Genomic DNA, 18,285 nt, shown 5'->3' with positions numbered 1-18,285 from the left:
CGAGTGGCCACCCGGTCCGGGACGGCCCGCCCGATGGGAACTCCGACCGAACCAGACAGGAGCTAGCGCCAGATGTTCGGATACATCGTTCGCCGACTCATCGCAGGTCTGCTGGTCATCATCGCGGTGTCGATGGTGGTCTTTGCGATCTTCTTCTACGGGCCGAACGACCCGGCACTGGCCTACTGCCCCGAGTCGCGGTGCACCCCGCAGCGACTCGACAACCTCCGCCACAACCTGGGCCTGGACCAACCCGCCCCGAAGCAGTACGCCGAGTACATGAGCGGCTACGTCCACGGCCGGCACATCGCGTCCGGTGGGATCTCCATCGACTGCGACTGGCCCTGCATGGGCGTCTCGTTCAAGTACCGCGTGAACGTCTTCGACTACCTGTGGAAACGGGTGCCGGCCACCTTCTCCGTCGCCATCGGCGGCGCGATCTGCTTCCTCACGATCGGATTGTTCAGCGGCATCTTCGCGGCGCGAAGACGTGGCACCACCGCCGACAAGGCCATCGTGAGCACGAGCCTGTTCATCAACGCCATCCCCTACTACCTGCTCGCCCTGCTGGCCTACCTCTACCTGGTCCAGAGCCTGTCCATCTTCCCGCAGACCGGCTACTTCAACCCGCTGGACGAGGGGCCGATGAAGTTCATCGGCGGCATGCTGCTGCCGTGGGTGATGATCGGCATCTCCTACTCCACCCAGTACGCCCGGTTCAGCCGCGGCGCCATGGTCGACGCCCTCAACGAGGACTACGTGCGCACGGCGCGGGCCAAGGGCCTGGCGGAACGAATCATCGTCCGGCGGCACGCGTTGCGAGCCGCGATCGTCCCGGTGGTCACCATCTTCGGCCTCGACTTCGCCTACCTGCTGGCCGGCACGATCTTCACCGAGAAGATCTTCGGCATCCAGGGTCTGGGCCTGGCCGGCCTCGACGCGGTGACCCGGACCGACTTGCCGATCATCTCGGCGACCGTGATGATGGGCGCCGCGGCGATCGTCCTCGCGAACATCGTTGTGGACATCCTCTACAGCGTCATCGACCCCAGGGTGCGGCTGACATGACCCAGACCAACGGACCGGCCTCCGACCAGGGCGCCGGTCACCTCACCGAGCCGACGAGTCGCCAGGCCGGCGACAGCGGAGAACCGTTTCTGGTCGTGGAGGACCTCACCGTCCGGTTCCCTACGGCCGACGGTCTCGTCCAGGCGGTCTCGGGCCTGAGCTACAGCATCGAGCAGGGCAGCACGCTCGGCATCGTGGGCGAGTCCGGCTCCGGCAAGAGCGTCTCCAGCCTGGCCGTGATGGGCCTGCACGACGCCAAGCGCACGCAGATGTCCGGCTCGATCCGGGTGGGCGGCACCGAGGTGCTCGGCCTCTCGAACGACCGGATGCGCCGGATCCGCGGCCGCGAGGTTGCGATGATCTTCCAGGACCCGCTGACCGCGCTGCACCCCTTCTACAAGGTGGGTGCGCAGATCTCCGAGGCCTACCGCGCTCACCACGACGTCTCGAAGGCCAAGGCCCGCGCCAAGGCCATCGAGATGCTCGACCGCGTGGGCATCCCGCAGGCCCGCACCCGTGTCGACGACTACCCGCACCAGTTCTCCGGCGGCATGCGGCAGCGCGCGATGATCGCCATGGCGCTGGTCAACGACCCGTCCTTGCTGATCGCCGACGAGCCGACGACGGCGCTGGACGTCACGGTGCAGGCGCAGATCCTGGACCTGCTCCAGGAGCTCCAGAAGGACTTCAACTCCGCGATCATCATCATCACCCACGACCTGGGCGTCGTCGCCGAGATGGCCGATGACGTGATGGTGATGTACGGCGGCCGCGCGGTCGAGTACGGCCGCACGCGCGAGATCCTCGTCCACCCGGAGATGCCCTACACCTGGGGCCTGCTCGCCAGCGTCCCGGACGTGACCGCGGACCCGGACGCCCGGCTGATCCCGATCCAGGGCAACCCGCCGAGCCTGCTGAGGCCGCCGAGCGGCTGCGCGTTCCACCCGCGGTGCCCGCACACGGGCAAGGTCCCCGGCGACCTGTGCCGGACCACGTTGCCCGAGCTGACTCGGGGGGAGCACGGTGATGAGCACCTGAAGAGGTGTCACCTCCCCGACCCGTCGGCGATCTACGAGCAGGAGATCCTGCCCGAGATCGCGCCCGACCTGGTCGAGATGACCGTGAAGGACGAGTTCCCGGCAGAGGTCGGGACCGGGCTGGTGGAAGACTCTCCCTCTGACGATGCTCTCCCGAAGGAGCGGTAGAACCTCCATGACCGAGTCCGAAGTGGCCCCCGCCTCCAGCGCCGCAGGTCAGGCGCCCGAGTCGTACGAGTCGGCCGAGCACCAGTCGGCCGCCCCGCCGCGGTTCGACCGCCACGCCGAGGCGATCTTGTCGGTGACCGACCTGAAGAAGTACTTCCCGGTGAAGTCGTCCGGCCTGGTCCGGCGGACCATCGGCCACGTGCAGGCGGTCGACGGGGTCTCCTTCGAGGTCCGCAAGGGCAGCGCCCTGGGTCTGGTCGGCGAGTCCGGCTGCGGCAAGTCGACGACCGGCCGGCTGATCACACGGCTCTACGACCCGACGGCGGGCTCGATGATGTTCCAGGGGAAGGACCTGGCCACCTTGTCGCACAAGGCGATGACGCCGATGCGCAAGGAGGTCCAGATGATCTTCCAGGACCCCTACAGCTCGCTGAACCCCCGGCACACCGTCGGCACGATCGTGGGCACGCCGCTGCGCGTCCACAACGTGGTGCCGGACAAGCAGGTCCTCGGCCGGGTGCGCGAGCTGCTCGAGGTGGTCGGTCTCAACCCCGAGCACTACAACCGCTACCCCAACGAGTTCTCCGGCGGACAGCGCCAGCGCATCGGCATCGCCCGGGCGCTCGCCCTGCAGCCGAAGCTGCTGGTCGCCGACGAGCCGGTCTCCGCCCTCGACGTGTCGATCCAGGCCCAGGTGGTGAACCTCCTGCGCGACGTGCAGCAGGAGTTCAACATCGCCTTCCTGTTCATCGCGCACGACCTCGCCGTCGTCCGGCACTTCTGCCCGGAGATCGCGGTCATGTACCTCGGCAAGATCGTGGAGATCGGCGACCGCGAGTCGGTCTACGACCACGCCCACCACCCGTACACCCAGGCACTGCTGTCCGCGTCGCCGGACGTGAAGCAGGCGGCCATCGGCGGGCGCCGCGAGCGCATCCGCCTCGAGGGTGACGTGCCGTCGCCGATCAACCCGCCGAGTGGCTGCCGGTTCCGCACCCGCTGCTGGCTGGCCCAGGACATCTGCGCCAAGCAGGAGCCGCCGCTGCTGCAGATCGGCAAGTCGCACAAGGTCGCCTGCCACTTCGCCTCCGAGCTCAACCAGACGCCACCCCGGCCGGTCACCACGGGCCTGCTCGGGGTCGACGACCAGGGCAACCACGACGCCGGCTCGACACCCACCACCCTCAGCACCAACCCGGGGTACGACGACGAGTGGTACGACCTGAAGTCCAAGTCGTTCGTGAAGGCCTGACGCCCGCGTCCGGGTCCGGGGCGTGCTGGTGACGTGCACTGTTGACTGAGCACTGTTGACTGAGCACGTGGACGAGCTGTTCGACGCCTCGGCGCTGGGCGCGGCGCCGCGTGCTGGTGGCGGCGGGTCGCTGGCCGGCAACACGCACGCGTCCGCCCCGCTGGCGGTCCGGATGCGTCCGCGCACCCTCGACGAGCTGGTCGGCCAGGAGCAGCTGCGCGCCGCGGGGTCGCCGCTGCGGCAGCTGATCGAGGGCGACCAGCCCATGTCGCTGCTGCTGTGGGGTCCACCGGGCACCGGCAAGACCACGATCGCCTCGATCCTGAGCCAGCAGACCGACCGGCACTTCGTCGAGGTCTCGGCCGTCTCCGCCGGCGTGCGAGAGGTGCGTGCCGCGATCGACGCGGCCCGATCGGAGCTGGTGCGCAGCAGCCGCGAGACCGTGCTGTTCGTCGACGAGGTGCACCGCTTCTCCAAGGCCCAGCAGGACGCGCTCCTCCCCGGCGTGGAGAACCGCTGGGTGACCCTGGTCGCCGCCACCACCGAGAACCCCTTCTTCTCCGTCATCTCCCCGCTGCTCTCGCGCAGCCTGCTCCTGCGGCTGGAGTCGCTGACCGACGACGACGTGCGCGCGGTGCTGACCCAGGCACTGGCCGACGAGCGTGGGCTGGCCGGCGGCTACGGCATCGACGACGACGCGCTGGACCACCTGGTGCGGCTCGCCGGCGGCGACGCACGCCGCTCGCTCACCTACCTCGAGTCGTCGGCCGGCGCCGCCAAGAGCAAGGGGCTGGCCACCATCGACCTGGCGACCGCCGAGACGGCCGTGGACCGGGCCGCGGTGAGGTACGACCGGCAGGGCGACCAGCACTACGACGTGATCTCGGCGTTCATCAAGTCCGTGCGCGGGTCCGACGCCGACGCGGCGCTGCACTACCTGGCCAGGATGATGGAGGCTGGCGAGGACCCGCGGTTCATCGCCAGGCGGCTGGTGATCCTCGCCAGCGAGGACATCGGCCTGGCCGACCCGACCGCGCTGACGACCGCCGTGGCGGCCGCCCAGGCAGTGCAGCTGATCGGGATGCCCGAGGCCCGGCTCAACCTCGCCCAGGCGACCATTGCCCTGGCCGTCGCGCCCAAGTCCAACGCTGTCATCACGGCCATCGACGCCGCGAGCGCCGACGTCCGGGCGGGCAAGATCGGTAACGTCCCTCCGCACCTCCGGGACGGTCACTACGCCGGCGCGAAGGAGCTCGGGCACAACTCGGGTGCCCCGACGCCGTACAAGTACAGCCACGACGAGCCGTTCGGCGTCGCCGAGCAGCAGTACGCCCCCGACGTCGTCCTCGACGCCCGGTACTACCAGCCCACCGAGCTCGGCGCCGAGGCCGCGGTCAAGCAGCGCTGGGACCGGATCAGGCGGATGATCCGCGGCGAGGGCCCGCGATAGGGTCGGTCACCATGATCACGGCCGTCCTCCTCCTGGTGTGCCTGGTGCTCGCCGGTGCGGTGGCGGCGCTGGTCGTGGCGCTGCGCACGGTGGCAGCCAGGCTGGACGCGATCGAGGCACGTGGTCCCCTTCGAGACGCCTCGTCCCTCGGCTCCTCAGGACAAGTCGTGACAGGCACCAGCGCGCCTTCCTCGACCAGCGAGCCTCCAGCGCCGGTGCCCGTGGCGTCGGCCGAGGAGTTCGTGATCACGCGGCTCGGCGACCCCGAGCCCGACGCGGCGCCGACCCTGGAGACCAAGCTGTTCGCGGACGTCGTGCTGCGCGAGACCGTGGTGAAAGCGGCGTCGTTCGCCTACGGCGTGCGGCGCGGGCTGTCGCCGGCCAACCGCAACCGGATCTGGTTCGAGATGCGCCGCGAGGTCAAGCGCGCCCGCAAGGAGCGCAAGGCCGAGGAGCGCGAGGCCATCCGCGAGTGGCGAGCGCGCCGGCGCGCCGACGTGCGCTCCGTGCGCCAGGAGGAGAGCGCGGCATGAGGCGCGGGCTCTGGTTCGTGGCCGGAGCCGGGGCGGGTGTCTACGCGATGACCCGTGCCCGGCGGCTGAAGGAGGCATTCACCGCCGACGGGCTGCGCGACCGCTGGGAGGCCGTCACCCTCGGCGCCCGGATGCTGCGCGACGACGTCGCCCAGGCCCAGGCGGACAAGGAAACCGAGTTGCGCGAGCGGTTCGGCCTCACGCCTCATGGACTACCCGAGCTGACCGGGCCTGCGGACCAGCGAGACCGCAACATCGACGGGAAAGGCACCGACTGATGGACACCTCGGAGATTCGGCGGAGGTTCGTGGCTCACTTCGAGCGGGCCGCGCACGCCGCCGTTCCGTCGGCGTCGTTGATCCTCGACGACCCGACGCTCCTGTTCGTGGCCGCGGGGATGGTGCCGTTCAAGCCGTACTTCCTCGGCCAGGAGACCCCGCCGTACGACCGTGCCGTGAGCATCCAGAAGTGCGTGCGCACCCCCGACATCGAGGACGTCGGCAAGACCACGCGCCACAACACCTTCTTCGAGATGTGCGGCAACTTCTCCTTCGGCGACTACTTCAAGGAAGGCGCGATCGAGCTCGCGTGGGACCTGGTCACCAAGTCCCAGGCGGACGGTGGCTTCGGGCTCGAGGAGAGCCGGATCTACCCGAGCATCTACGAGGACGACCCGGAGGCGGCGTACCTCTGGAACAAGGTCACCGGCGTCCCCGACGACCGGATCATCCGGCTCGGCCGGAAGGAGAACTACTGGTCCATGGGCGTGCCCGGGCCCGGTGGCCCGTGCTCGGAGATCCTCTACGACCGGGGCCCGGAGTACGGTCCGGACCTCGACTTCGGGCCGAAGGGCGAGGACCGGTACCTCGAGATCTGGAACCTCGTCTTCATGCAGGACGTGCTGAGCGCGGTGCGGTCCAAGGAGGACTTCGACATCGCCGGCTCGCTGCCGAAGAAGAACATCGACACGGGGATGGGCCTGGAGCGGGTGTCGTTCCTGCTCCAGGGAGTCGACAACAACTACGAGATCGACGTGCTCTTCCCGGTGATCGAGAAGGCCGAGGAGCTGACCGGCAAGAGGTACGGCGAGTCGCACGAGGACGACGTGCGGCTCCGGGTCGTCACCGACCACGTCCGCAGCACGCTGATGCTGATCGCCGACGGGGTGACGCCGGGCAACGAGGGCCGCGGGTACGTCCTGCGCCGGCTGCTGCGTCGTGCGGTCCGGTCGATGCGGCTGCTCGGCACCGAGGACCGCGTCCTGCCCGAGCTGCTGCCCGTCAGCCGCGACAAGATGGGGGAGACCTACACCGAGCTGCACCGCGACTGGGACCGCATCTCCCAGGTCGCGTACGCCGAGGAGGAGGCGTTCCGCCAGACGCTCAAGGCGGGGACGCAGATCTTCGACCTCGCGGCGACGCAGGTGAAGCAGTCCGGCGGTCACGTGCTCAGCGGCGACCGGGCGTTCGCGCTGCACGACACCTACGGCTTCCCGATCGACCTGACGCTGGAGATGGCGGCCGAGCAGGGGCTCGAGGTCGACCAGGTCGGGTTCCGCGACCTGATGGACCAGCAGCGGCAGCGGGCCAAGGCGGACGCGGCCAGCAAGAAGGGCGCGCACGTCAACACGACGGCGTACCGCAAGGTGGCCGACGACCTCGGCCGGCCCGTGGAGTTCACCGGCTACCGCGAGGTGGTCTCGGAGGGCTCCGTGCGCGGGCTCCTCTGGGGCGGCGAGGTGGTCGAGGAGGTGCGCGAGGGCGACGACGTCGAGCTGGTGCTCGACCGGACGCCGTTCTACGCCGAGGGCGGCGGCCAGCTCGCGGACCAGGGGGTCATCGAGCTCTCGAACGGCGCTCGGGTCGAGGTCCGCGACGTGCAGGCCCCGATCGCGGGACTCGTCGTCCACCGCGGGCGCATCCTCAGCGGTGAGGTGACCCCGGGCCTGGAGGCGCACTCCGAGGTCGACGTCGAGCGCCGCAAGTCGATCTCGCGCGCGCACACCGCGACCCACATGGTGCACAAGGCGTTCCGCGAGGCGCTGGGGGAGACCGCGACCCAGGCGGGCTCGGAGAACGCGCCCGGCCGGTTCCGGTTCGACTTCTCCGCGACGGGCGCGGTGCCCGCGTCGGTGATGGCCGACGTGGAGGCGCGGGTCAACGACCTGGTGCTCGCGGACCTCGGCGTGCACGCCGAGCTGATGAGCCAGGAGGAGGCCGTGAAGTCCGGCGCCATGGCGCTGTTCGGCGAGAAGTACGGCGACCAGGTGCGCGTCATCACCGTCGGGGACTGGGCGCGCGAGCTCTGCGGCGGGACGCACGCGGGCCGTTCGGGCCAGCTCGGCGTGGTCAAGCTGCTCGGTGAGTCGTCGATCGGCTCCGGTGTGCGGCGCGTGGAGGCGCTGGTGGGCGCCGACGCGTACCAGTTCCTGGCGCGCGAGCACGTGCTGGTCTCCCAGCTGTCCGAGGCGCTCAAGGCGCGCCCGGAGGAGCTGCCCGAGCGGGTCAACGACATCGTCGAGCGGCTGCGCGCGGCGGAGAAGGAGATCGAGAAGCACCGCGTCGGCCAGGTGCTGGCGGCGGCCGGTGCGCTGGCGGCGGGTGCCCAGGACGTGCACGGCGTCCAGGTGGTCGCGCAGCGGGTCGACGGCGCGTCCGGCGGGGACGTGCGGACGCTCGCGCTCGACGTGCGCGGCCGGCTGCCCGGCGACCGTCCGGGTGTCGTGGTCGTCATCGGCGTGACCGGCTCGGGCGAGGACACCAAGGTGGCCGTGGTGGTGGCTGTCAACGACGCGGCCCGCTCGCGCGGGCTGAGCGCGAACGACCTGGTCGGCGCCGTCGGCCCGCTCGTCGGCGGCCGGGGTGGCGGCAAGGACGACGTCGCGCAGGGCGGCGGCGCGGACGCCTCGCGTGTCGACGAGGCGCTCGAGCTGGTGCGGTCCGAGGTGGCGGTGAAGGCCGGCGCCAGCTGGTGAGGCACTGCTCGTGAGGTGGGGTGTCCGTCTCGGGCTCGACCCCGGCGACGCGCGGATCGGCGTCGCCCGTAGCGACCCGACCGGCTTCCTGGCCACCCCGCTGGAGACGGTCCGGCGGGGCAAGGGAGACCTGCGTCGCATCGCCCGGCTGGCGCGCGAGGCGGAGGCGGTCGAGGTGGTCGTCGGGCTGCCGCGGTCGCTGTCGGGCGGGGAGGGCCCGGCCGCGGTCAGGACCCGCACGTGGGCCGACCGGCTCGCCGGCGTGCTCGCCCCGGTCCCCGTGCGGCTCGTCGACGAGCGTCTGACCACGATTTCCGCGGAGGCTATGCTGCGCGACCGGGGGGTGAAGGGGCAGGCCCGCCGAGCGGTGGTCGACATGGCCGCCGCGGTGGTGATCCTGCAACACGCGCTCGACACCGAACGAAGCACGGGGACGCCCCCCGGAGAAGTCGTCAGAGCCCCCGTCGTCGGGGCCCGTGAGGAGACCGATGAGTGACCGCGACCCGAGGTACGGCCTCGACGAGCCCCCCGACGACGCGTACGACGACGCGTACGACGACGCGTCCGAGATCGGGGACGACGAGGAGTACCCGCCGGAGGGTGGCCGCCGCAAGAAGCGCGGTCGCTCGATCCCCGGCTGCCTGGCGGCGTTGGTCGCGCTCGCGCTGATCGGCGGCGGCGCGTACGTCGCCCTGACCAAGGGTGCGGAGTTCATCCGCGACCAGTTCTCCACCTCGCCCGACTACCCGGGACCGGGCAAGGGCAAGGTGACCTTCGAGGTGAAGTCCGGCGACACGGTCGGCGCGATCGGCCGCAACCTCAAGGACAAGGGCGTCGTGCAGTCGGTCGACGCGTTCATGGAGGCGGCCGGCAGCAGCACCAACATCCAGGTCGGCTTCTACCAGCTGAAGAAGGAGATGAAGGCGTCCGACGCCTTCGACATCCTCAGCAACCCGGCCAACATCATCAAGAACACCGTGACCATCCCCGAGGGGTTCCAGGTCAAGCAGATCATCGAGCGGCTGGCCGCCTCGACCGACTACCCGGCGAAGGCCTTCGAGAAGGTGCTGGACGACCCGACCAGGCTCGGGCTGCCCGACTACGCGAACGGCAACGCGGAGGGGTACCTGTTCCCCTCGACGTACGACTTCGGTCCCCAGGACAAGCCGGTCGACATGCTGAAGAAGATGGTCGCCCGCTGGCAGCAGGCCGCCGACGACGCGGGCCTCGAGGAGGGCGCTGCCGCGCTCGGCCACACGCCGGGCGAGGTGATGACGGTCGCCAGCCTCATCGAGGCCGAGGGACGCGGCGACTACCGCGGCAAGATCGCGCGGGTCATCTACAACCGGCTGGACATCGACCCGAACCCGTCGGCCGGCTTCCTGCAGATCGACGCCAGCGTGAACTACGCGCTCGGACGCAGCGGCTCGACGGTGATCACCGACGCCGACAAGGAGTCGGTGGCGGACTCGCCGTACAACCTCTACACGCACAAGGGGCTCCCGCCGACGCCGATCGAGGCCCCGGGCGACGACGCCATCCGGGCCGCGCTGAACCCCGAGGAAGGGCCCTGGTTCTTCTACGTGACGGTGAACCTGGCAACCGGCGAGACGAAGTTCACCGACAGCTACGACGAGTTCCTGACGTTCAAGAACGAGTACGAGCAGTACTGCGAGACGCAGTCCGACCGGTGCTGACGCGGTCCTCATGAGGTGCGCCGTCGTCGGTGACCCGATCGGTCACTCGCAGTCGCCGGTGCTGCACCGCGCGGGGTACGCGGCTGCCGGGCTGTCGTGGTCGTACGACGCGGTGCAGGTCCCGTCCGGGACGCTGGCGTCGTTCGTGTCGTCCCTGGACGAGGAGTGGCGCGGGCTGTCGGTGACCGCGCCGCTCAAGCGCGAGGCAGCCGCCCTGGCGTCCACGGCCTCGCCGGTCGTGACGTCGTCGGGCGTGGCCAACACGCTCGTCCGGTCGTCCTCGGGCGCGTGGTCGGCGGAGAACACCGACGTCCCCGGGGCGGCCGCGGCGCTGCGCGAGCGGTACGCGGGGCCGGTCACCTCGGCCACGATCCTGGGCGGGGGAGCGACGGCCGTCTCGACCGGGCTGGCGCTGGCGTCCCTGGGTGCCCGGGAGATCACGCTGCTGGTCCGCGACGCGGCCCGGTCCGCGACGGCCGTCTCCGTGCTGGCCGCCCACCCGGCCGGGCCCACGGTGTCGGTCGCCCCGCTGTCGTCCGGGACCGTCGTGGGGGAGGTACTGGTGTCGACCATCCCGGCCGCGGCCCAGTCCCCCGCCCTGGTGTCCCGCTGCGCCGGCGTACCCGTCCTCTTCGAGGTCACCTACCACCCCTGGCCCACCCCGCTGGCCGCCGCGTCCGCCGGCGACCAGGTGCTCGTCACCGGCCTCGACCTCCTCGTCCACCAGGCCGCCCTCCAGTTCGAGCTCTTCACGGGCACCCCCGCCGCCGACGTCCTCACCCCCATGCGCGCCGCCCTGGCCTGAGCCGGTCGAGTTGCGCCTGCGGTACGGGTGAGTTGCGCCTGCGGTACGGGTGAGTTGCGCCTGCGGTACGGGTGAGTTGCGCCTGCGGTACGGGTGAGTTGCGCCTGCGGTACGGGCGAGTTGCGCGTCAGACCCGCGCGTACCAGCGTCGCGGCGGCTGCTGGGCCGTGCTCAGCGCATCCCGAACCTCCTGGATCCACTCGCCGATGGCGTCGTCGGTGAAGGAGCCCTTGTCCACGACGATCACGGTCCACCCGTGCGACTCCAGCCAGTCCCGTCGCTCGGCATCAGCGTGCTTGTCCTCATCGCTCGAGTGGAACTCCTCCCCGTCGTACTCGACAGCAACCCTCGCGAGTGGGTAGGCGAGATCGAGTCGGAACGTCGGTACGCCGTCCACGAGCACCCACCAGTTGACCTGCGGCGCCGGTAGCCCGTGGTCGTGCATGACGAGGCGTGTCCAGGACTCGCCGGTGGACTCGGCCCGCGGATCGACCAGGGCCGCGAGCTCGCGTAGCTGGACGACCCCGCGGCGGCGCGCGTACCGCCGCAGCTGCAGGACGAGATCGCGTGAGGTGAACCCGAACGCGCGAGCGAGGGCGTCCATGGCGGCGAGGGCATCTCGCCGGGGCAGGCAGCAGCCGAGGTCGAGCGCTGTCCGAAGCGGTGTCGTGACGCGAAGACCACCGACCGTCGTCCAGTCCTGTGGACCGAGGTCCCGCTGACCACCTCGGATCTCAGGCCGCTCCGGTGCGCGGTGTCCGCGCAGTGTGTAGGTCTCCAACGCCGCTGGCACCTCGAGCTCGCGGAGGCGGAAGCAGTCGACCCCCCAGATCCACGCTGCCGTCCGGTCGCAGACCACCACGTGCGGGCTGATGACGAGGAGGGCCGCCGACACGCGCATCTCGGTCGTCACCTCGATGTCGGTGCGGAGATAGACGTGGCGGAACAGCCTGGCCAGCTCGCCGCGACGTACGCCCTCTCCGATGCGCCGCTTGGTGATGCCCAAGGTTGCCGCCGAGGCCACGGTGAACGGTTCTTTCGGGAAGTCCACGATCATGTGGAGCTCCTTGCCCGAGCCAGGTCCCGACGTACCGGCCCTCCCGCGAACCTGTGGAGGAGCGGGCGGATTCGACGACTGTGGGCGGAAAGTGGGTACGGGAACGCACGTCGACCGTGCCGAGGGCGCAACTCGACCGTCCCGGGGGCGCAACTCGCCTGTACCGGGGGCGCAACTCGCCCGTACCCGGAGCGCAACTCGCGTGTTTCGGGGGCGCAGCTCAACGGGGTCAGTAGGGTCCGGGTGTGGGTGTGGAGTGGGCGGCGCACGTGGACACCGCGGCCTTCGGCGCGCTGGTGTCGGCGGCGGCCGGCGTCCTCGTCCCTCGCATCATCGAACGGGTGCCCGAGCCGGAGGCCGAGGTCCCCGAGGACGGCGCCGGGGACGGCGCCGGGGCCGAGGAGGCGGGGGCCGCGCCGCGGTTCGAGGGCGGGGAGACCGAGGCGGAGGAGCCGCCGAAGGAGCTGTACGCCGCCATCGCCGACCTGCCCGGGCTGCTCTGGAAAAGCATCGCGGCCAGCCTGGTCATCGGCGGGCTGGTCGGGTTCGCGCTGGGCTGGGACGTCGCGCTGCTGGTGTGGCTGCCGCTCGTACCCGTCAGCATCGCGCTCGCGGTCATCGACTGGCGCACCCGGCTGCTGCCGACGTGGCTCATCCTCCGCACGTACGCCGGCGTGATCGTGCTCGTCGTCGTCGCCGCGCTGGTCACCCAGGACTGGCAGGACCTCGTCCGCGCGGCCATCGGCTGGGCGGGAGCCGGCCTCCTGTACTTCGTGCTCTGGTACGTCTACCCGCGCGGGCTCGGGTACGGCGACGTCCGGCTGTCCGGCATCCTCGGCATCGCCCTGGGGTACGTCGGCACGGCGGAGCTCGTCGTGGGCGTGTACGCCGGGTTCCTGCTCGGCGGGGTCGGCGGAGCGCTCCTCTCGCTGGCCAGGATCGTGCACCGCAAGCACGTACCGTTCGGCCCGTTCATGCTGGTCGGCGCCCTGGCCGGCCTGTTGTTCGGCGACTGGCTCGGCGGCCTGACCACTGGTTGAGCCGTGAAACACTGACGGCATGCTGCGCTGGCTCACCGCGGGCGAGTCCCACGGCCCGCTCCTCGTCGCGATCCTCGAGGGGCTGCCCGCGCACGTCTCCGTCACCACCGACGACGTCCGCGACGCGTTGGCCCGCCGCCGCCAGGGCCACGGCCGCGGCGCGCGGATGAAGTTCGAGCAGGACGAGGTCCGCTTCGTCGGCGGCGTCCGCCACGGCGAGACCATCGGGGGCCCGGTCGCGATCGAGATCGCCAACACCGAGTGGCCCAAGTGGGAGCAGGTGATGGCCGCCGACCCCGTCGACCCCGTCGTGCTCGACGCCCTCGCCCGCAACGGCGCCCTCACCCGGCCGCGCCCCGGCCACGCCGACCTCGTCGGCATGCAGAAGTACGCCTTCGAGGAGGCTCGCCCGGTCCTCGAGCGCGCCTCGGCCCGCGAGACCGCGGCTCGCGTCGCCCTCGGCCGCGTGGCCGGCGCGTTCCTCCACCAGGCCGTCGGCGCCCGGCTCGTCTCCCACGTCGTCGAGCTCGGCGGCGTACCTGCCCCCGCCGGGGTGATCCCCACGCCGGACGACGGCGGGTACCTCGACGACGACCCGGTCCGCTGCCTCGACCCCGACGCGAGCAAGCTGATGGTCGAGCGCATCGACGAGGCCCACAAGGACGGCGACACCCTCGGCGGCGTCGTCGAGGTCGTCGTGCACGGCCTGCCGCCGGGCCTCGGCTCGCACGTCCACTGGGACCGTCGCCTCGACGCGCGGCTTGCAGGGGCGCTGATGGGGATCCAGGCGATCAAGGGCGTCGAGGTCGGCGACGGCTTCGCGCTGGCGGCCACCCCCGGCAGCGAGGCCCACGACGAGATCGTTCCCACCGACGAGGGCATCCGGCGTACGTCGGGTCGCAGCGGTGGCACCGAGGGCGGCATGACCACCGGCGAGGTGCTCCGCGTGCGCGCCGCCATGAAGCCGATCGCCACCGTCCCGCGCGCTCTGCGCACCGTCGACGTGAGCACCGGCGAGGAGGCCGTCGCCCACCACCAGCGCTCCGACGTCTGCGCCGTCCCCGCGGCCGGCGTCGTCGCCGAGGCGATGGTGGCGCTGGTGCTGGCCGACGCCGTGCTGGAGAAGTTCGGCGGCGACTCGGTGACCGAGACCCGGCGCAACGCGGAGAGCTACCTGGACACCCTGAGGTTCAGGTGAGCCCGAGGGTCGTCCTGGTCGGCCCCATGGGCGCCGGCAAGTCCACCGTGGGGGCCCTGCTCGCCGAGGCCTGGGGCACGTCGGCCCGCGACACCGACACCGATGTCGAGGCCGTGGCCGGCAAGACGGTCTCGGAGATCTTCCTCGACGACGGTGAGGCCGCCTTCCGCACGCTCGAGAAGGATGCGGTCGCCCAGGCACTCACGGGTCACGACGGCGTGCTGTCCCTCGGCGGCGGCGCGGTCCTCGACGAGCAGACCCGCGGACTCCTGGAGGGTCAGCGCGTGGTGTTCCTGAAGGTCGGGCTGTCCGAGGCGGTCAAGCGTGTCGGCCTCGGTACCTCCCGCCCGCTGCTCCTCGGCAACGTCCGGGCCCGCATCAAGGCGCTGCTCGACGAGCGCACGCCCGTGTACGAGTCGGTGGCCACCGAGACCGTCGACACCGACGGGCTCACCCCCGAGCAGGTCGCCGAGGAGATCCTCCGCAAGGTGCCGGCATGAGCGCCCGGGAGCCGACCGTCCTCCACGTCGGCGGCGCGTCGCCGTACGACGTCGTCGTCGGCCGCGAGCTGCTCGACCGGCTCCCGGGCGTGCTCGGGGACGGCCCCCAGCGCGTCGCCCTGGTCCACCCCGTGGGCCTGGGCCAGCTGGCGCACCTGGCCCGCACCGCGATGAGCGCCTACGAGGTCCACCTGCTGCCCGTGCCCGACGGCGAGGCCGCCAAGACCGCGGCCGTCGCGGCGGACTGCTGGGAGGCGCTCGGCCGCCTCGGGTTCACCCGCTCCGACGCCGTCGTCGCTCTGGGCGGCGGCGCGACGACCGACCTGGGCGGGTTCGTGGCGGCGACCTGGCTGCGGGGGGTCCGGGTCGTGCACGTCCCCACCAGCCTGCTGGCCATGGTGGACGCGGCCGTCGGCGGCAAGACCGGCATCGACACCGGCGCCGGCAAGAACCTCGTCGGTGCCTTCCACGAGCCCGCCGGCGTGCTCTGCGACGTGGCGCTCCTCGACTCGCTGCCCCGCGCCGAGCTGGTCGCCGGCCTCGGCGAGGTCGTGAAGTGCGGCTTCATCGCCGATCCCGTCATCCTCGACCTCGTCGAGGGCACCGACCCTGACACGATCACGCCCGACTCCGACGTGCTGCGCGAGCTCGTGGAGCGCGCCATCCAGGTCAAGATCGACGTCGTCGTCGACGACCTCAAGGAGTCGGGGCGCCGTGAGGTCCTCAACTACGGCCACACCATGGCGCACGCGATCGAGCGGGCCAGCGACTACCAGGTCCGACACGGCGAGGCCGTGGCGATCGGCAGCGTGTTCGTCGCCGAGCTCGCGCGGGTGGCCGGGGTCCTCGACGACGCCACCGCCGAGCGGCACCGGGCGGCGTTCGAGCGGGTGGGGCTGCCCACGCGGTGGTACGGCGCGTCGTACGAGGAGCTGCGGGCCGCGATGGCCGTCGACAAGAAGGCCCGCGGCAGCACCCTGAGGTTCGTCGTGCTGGAAGGCATCGGCGTGCCCCGCGTGCTCGCCGACCCTCCGGAGGAGATGCTGCGGGCGGCGTACGACGTGATGACAGGGGGAGGTGCCGGATGAAGGTGCTCGTGCTCAACGGCCCCAACCTCGGGCGGCTCGGCCGCCGGGAGCCGGGCGTGTACGGCCACACGTCGTACAACGAGCTCGTCGAGCTCTGCATCGACTGGGGCCGCGAGCTCGGGTACGACGTGGAGGTCCGGCAGACCAACCACGAGGGCGACCTGCTCGACTGGCTCAACGAGGCCGCCGACGAGCACACGCCGGTGGTGCTGAACGCCGGCGCCTGGACCCACTACTCCTACGCGCTCTTCGACGCCTGTGCCCAGCTCACTGCCCCGCTGGTCGAGGTGCACTTGAGCAACCCCGAGCAACGCCCGGAGGAGTTCCGCCACACCTCCGTGGTCACCCCCCACGCCAAGGCCGTGGTGGTCGGCAAGGGCGTCGAGGGTTACCGGGAAGCGCTGCAGTCTCTGTGATGTGGCTCGCTCCGCTCGGACGAGAAGCTCCTGGTGGCTCGGGATTCATGATCCCGTCGGGCCCGGCACTAAACTCGGCTGCTGCTCACCCTCACGACTTCCGAAGGTAGATCTTTTCGCATGGCGACGACGAACGACCTCAAGAACGGCATGGTGCTCAACCTCGACGGCCAGCTCTGGCAGGTCATCTGGTTCCAGCACCACAAGCCCGGCAAGGGCGGTGCCGTCGTCCGCACCAAGCTCAAGAACATCGAGTCCGGCAAGAGCGTCGACAAGACCTTCAACGCCGACGTGAAGGTCGACGTCGCGAACGTCGACAAGCGGACGATGCAGTACCTCTACAACGACGGCACGTCGTACGTCTTCATGGACACCGGCACCTACGACCAGCTCGAGGTCTCCCCGGACATCGTCGGCGACGCCTCGAACTTCATGCTCGAGAACCAGGAGGCGATCGTCGCCACCAACGACGGCCGCGTGCTCTACATCGAGCTCCCGGCCTCGGTCGAGCTCGAGGTCACCTACACCGAGCCGGGCCTGCAGGGCGACCGGTCGACGGGCGGCACCAAGCCGGCCACCGTCGAGACCGGTGCGACCGTCAACGTGCCGCTGTTCATCACCACCGGCGAGAAGATCAAGGTCGACACCCGCGACTCCTCCTACCTCGGCCGCGTCACCGGCTGATGACCCGCTGAGGTGCCAGCTCGCTCACGGGCCCGCAAGAAGGCCCTGGACATCCTGTACGCCGCGGAGATGCGCGGCGAGGACACCATCGGGTACCTCGACCGCGCGATCGAGGCCGGCGAGGGTCCGAGCAACCCGTACGCCGCGCTGCTCGTGCGCGGGGTCGCCGAGCACCGCCGCCGCATCGACGAGCTGCTGACGGAGTACTCCCAGGGGTGGGCCCTCAACCGGATGCCCGCCGTCGACCGCAACGTCCTGCGCATCGGCGTCTGGGAGCTGCTCTGGTCCGAGGACGTGCCGGGCGCCGTGGCCGTGGACGAGGCCGTCGCCCTGGTCCGCGACCTGTCCACCGACGACTCGCCGGGGTTCGTCAACGGCGTTCTCGGGGCGATGCTGCGGAGCAAGGACGAGATCGCCGTCTGACCCTCCCTGAGGGTGGACCGGCCCACCGGATCCCGCGGCTAGGTTGGCGGGATGGGAGACATGACCGATCGGGCCGAGGCGCTGGGCAGGGAGGCCCACCAGAGCGACTGGCTCGACTGGGCGATTCGCGCGGGGCTGGTGGCCTATGGGGTGGTGCACCTGCTGGTCGGCTGGCTGGCCCTGCAGCTGGCGTTCGGCGAGAGCCAGAGCAAGGCGTCGAACAAGGGCGCGATGCAGGAGCTGGCGCAGCAGCCGTTCGGCGAGGTCCTGGTCTGGGCCATCGCGGTCGGTATGTTCCTGCTGGTCATCTGGCGCGGCCTCGAGGCCGCCGTCGGTCACCAGGACAAGGACGAGGGCGCGGACCGCTGGAAGGCCCGCGCCGTCTCGGTCATGAAGGCGATCATCTACGCCGCCGTCGGGATCAGCGCGCTGAGCGTCGTCATCGGCAAGAACAAGTCCGGTGGCGGTTCGAAGTGGACCCAGACCGTGATGGGGTGGCCGGCCGGCCAGTGGATCGTGGCCGCGGTCGGCCTCGCGGTGATCGTCTACGGCGCCAACCACGTGCGCAAGGGATTCACCGAGGACTACGCGAAGCACCTGGACGCCGAGGGGAAGTCGGGCCAGACCGGCAGGGCCTACCTCCTGTTCGGCAAGGTCGGCTACGTCGGGAAGGGCATCGCGATCGCGATCGTGGGTGGCTTGATCACCTACGGCGGCATCGCGCACGACGCCAACAAGTCGGGCAACCTCGACCAGGCCCTGCACAAGGTGCTGACCTACCCGTTCGGGCAGGTCCTGCTTGTCGTCATCGCGGCCGGGATCGTCTGCTACGGGCTCTTCTGCTTCGCGCGAGCCCGGCACCTCTCACCCAGCGACAAGTAGCCGGTGACGGGTC

General features: G+C 70.9%; 19 protein-coding genes. 18 read left to right on the top strand and 1 reads right to left on the bottom strand.

The features are described from left to right. Positions 1–72: 72 nt before the first annotated feature. The 10 genes from ISU07_RS09310 (at position 73) to ISU07_RS09265 (ending at position 10,984) form a co-directional block, all read left to right on the top strand. Complete coding sequence (locus tag ISU07_RS09310) at positions 73–1,068, top strand: ABC transporter permease (protein WP_194706514.1); 996 nt, start codon at positions 73–75, stop codon at positions 1,066–1,068. Then, the gene (locus ISU07_RS09305; RefSeq protein WP_194706513.1) at positions 1,065–2,273 is read left to right on the top strand and encodes an ABC transporter ATP-binding protein; all 1,209 of its coding nucleotides are present in this window, start codon (positions 1,065–1,067) and stop codon (positions 2,271–2,273) included. The genes ISU07_RS09310 and ISU07_RS09305 overlap by 4 nt, the downstream gene beginning before the upstream one ends. 7 nt (positions 2,274–2,280) lie before the next feature. Further along, entirely contained in the window at positions 2,281–3,525 is a 1,245-nt protein-coding gene (locus ISU07_RS09300; protein WP_194706512.1) for an ABC transporter ATP-binding protein, read from the top strand. A 67-nt stretch (positions 3,526–3,592) separates the two neighbouring features. After that, the gene (locus ISU07_RS09295; protein WP_323742517.1) at positions 3,593–4,975 is read left to right on the top strand and encodes a replication-associated recombination protein A; all 1,383 of its coding nucleotides are present in this window, start codon (positions 3,593–3,595) and stop codon (positions 4,973–4,975) included. Between the two features lie 11 nt (positions 4,976–4,986). Beyond that, a complete protein-coding gene (locus ISU07_RS09290) occupies positions 4,987–5,508 on the top strand; it encodes a hypothetical protein (protein ID WP_194706511.1) in 522 nt (173 codons plus the stop codon). After that, entirely contained in the window at positions 5,505–5,786 is a 282-nt protein-coding gene (locus tag ISU07_RS09285) for a DUF6167 family protein (protein WP_194706510.1), read from the top strand. Before ISU07_RS09290 ends, ISU07_RS09285 begins: the two co-directional genes overlap by 4 nt. Further along, a complete protein-coding gene (gene alaS / locus ISU07_RS09280) occupies positions 5,786–8,482 on the top strand; it encodes an alanine--tRNA ligase (protein WP_194706509.1) in 2,697 nt (898 codons plus the stop codon). Before ISU07_RS09285 ends, alaS begins: the two co-directional genes overlap by 1 nt. Positions 8,483–8,492: 10 nt before the next feature. Continuing rightward, on the top strand, positions 8,493–8,978 hold the full coding sequence (gene ruvX, locus ISU07_RS09275; RefSeq protein ID WP_194706508.1) for a Holliday junction resolvase RuvX: 486 nt from the start codon (positions 8,493–8,495) through the stop codon (positions 8,976–8,978). Continuing rightward, entirely contained in the window at positions 8,971–10,179 is a 1,209-nt protein-coding gene (gene mltG, locus ISU07_RS09270) for an endolytic transglycosylase MltG (protein ID WP_194706507.1), read from the top strand. Before ruvX ends, mltG begins: the two co-directional genes overlap by 8 nt. A 10-nt stretch (positions 10,180–10,189) precedes the next feature. Continuing rightward, complete coding sequence (locus ISU07_RS09265; RefSeq protein ID WP_194706506.1) at positions 10,190–10,984, top strand: shikimate dehydrogenase family protein; 795 nt, start codon at positions 10,190–10,192, stop codon at positions 10,982–10,984. 127 nt (positions 10,985–11,111) lie between these two features. Here ISU07_RS09265 and ISU07_RS09260 read toward each other — a convergent pair whose 3' ends face one another. Beyond that, the gene (locus ISU07_RS09260; protein WP_194706505.1) at positions 11,112–12,041 is read right to left on the bottom strand and encodes a type IV toxin-antitoxin system AbiEi family antitoxin domain-containing protein; all 930 of its coding nucleotides are present in this window, start codon (positions 12,039–12,041) and stop codon (positions 11,112–11,114) included. Positions 12,042–12,286: 245 nt separating this feature from the next. Here ISU07_RS09260 and ISU07_RS24750 point away from each other — a divergent pair, with 245 nt between their 5' ends. The 8 genes from ISU07_RS24750 (at position 12,287) to ISU07_RS09220 (ending at position 18,272) form a co-directional block, all read left to right on the top strand. Then, positions 12,287–13,081 (top strand): prepilin peptidase, encoded by a 795-nt coding sequence (locus tag ISU07_RS24750; protein ID WP_194706504.1) that lies wholly within the window; start codon positions 12,287–12,289, stop codon positions 13,079–13,081. 19 nt (positions 13,082–13,100) lie between these two features. Continuing rightward, the gene (gene aroC / locus ISU07_RS09250) at positions 13,101–14,279 is read left to right on the top strand and encodes a chorismate synthase (RefSeq protein WP_228521575.1); all 1,179 of its coding nucleotides are present in this window, start codon (positions 13,101–13,103) and stop codon (positions 14,277–14,279) included. After that, the gene (locus tag ISU07_RS09245; protein ID WP_323742516.1) at positions 14,276–14,779 is read left to right on the top strand and encodes a shikimate kinase; all 504 of its coding nucleotides are present in this window, start codon (positions 14,276–14,278) and stop codon (positions 14,777–14,779) included. The genes aroC and ISU07_RS09245 overlap by 4 nt, the downstream gene beginning before the upstream one ends. Continuing rightward, entirely contained in the window at positions 14,776–15,867 is a 1,092-nt protein-coding gene (aroB, locus tag ISU07_RS09240; protein ID WP_194706503.1) for a 3-dehydroquinate synthase, read from the top strand. The genes ISU07_RS09245 and aroB overlap by 4 nt, the downstream gene beginning before the upstream one ends. Next, positions 15,864–16,283 carry a type II 3-dehydroquinate dehydratase gene (locus ISU07_RS09235; protein WP_194706502.1) on the top strand — a complete coding sequence of 140 codons (420 nt, stop codon included), beginning with the start codon at positions 15,864–15,866 and terminating at the stop codon, positions 16,281–16,283. Before aroB ends, ISU07_RS09235 begins: the two co-directional genes overlap by 4 nt. A gap of 120 nt (positions 16,284–16,403) precedes the next feature. After that, positions 16,404–16,967 carry an elongation factor P gene (efp, locus tag ISU07_RS09230; RefSeq protein WP_194706501.1) on the top strand — a complete coding sequence of 188 codons (564 nt, stop codon included), beginning with the start codon at positions 16,404–16,406 and terminating at the stop codon, positions 16,965–16,967. A 12-nt stretch (positions 16,968–16,979) separates the two neighbouring features. Beyond that, on the top strand, positions 16,980–17,390 hold the full coding sequence (nusB, locus tag ISU07_RS09225) for a transcription antitermination factor NusB (protein ID WP_194706500.1): 411 nt from the start codon (positions 16,980–16,982) through the stop codon (positions 17,388–17,390). A 60-nt stretch (positions 17,391–17,450) separates the two neighbouring features. Next, positions 17,451–18,272: a DUF1206 domain-containing protein gene (locus ISU07_RS09220; RefSeq protein ID WP_194706499.1), complete on the top strand. Its 822-nt coding sequence runs from the start codon at positions 17,451–17,453 to the stop codon at positions 18,270–18,272. The last annotated feature ends 13 nt before the right edge of the window (positions 18,273–18,285 follow it).

It is taken from the genome of Nocardioides islandensis, from assembly GCF_015352455.1.
Taxonomy (GTDB): domain Bacteria; phylum Actinomycetota; class Actinomycetes; order Propionibacteriales; family Nocardioidaceae; genus Nocardioides; species Nocardioides islandensis.
This window is presented reverse-complemented; position numbering and strand designations above follow the sequence as displayed.